Raw genomic sequence first — 247 nt, forward strand, 5'->3', positions numbered from 1 at the left:
CGTTTTTGTTATTAGCAATTAAAAATTCCAGTAAATTTGATATTCACTACCTTTACACTTCGATTTAGAAAAAGGAAACAATTATTCAAAATCATCAATTATATGGATTCTAAAAAATTAACGTTAAGCAACGGCGCACCTTATTTTGAGCATCAGGATTCCCAGACGGTAGGACCAAGAGGCCCGGTATTGCTGCAGGACTTTATTCTTCAGGAAAATCTTGCACATTTCGTTAGGGAAAGAATTC

Annotated in this window: 1 protein-coding gene; it reads left to right on the plus strand. The window is 34.8% G+C overall.

Annotated features, from left to right (window positions below):
* Window positions 1-102 precede the first annotated feature (102 nt).
* A partial coding sequence (locus SB689_RS23875; RefSeq protein WP_410694512.1) for a catalase occupies window positions 103-247 on the plus strand: 145 nt, incomplete at its 3' end.

This window comes from Chryseobacterium sp. SIMBA_038, from assembly GCF_046535115.1.
Classification (GTDB): domain Bacteria; phylum Bacteroidota; class Bacteroidia; order Flavobacteriales; family Weeksellaceae; genus Chryseobacterium.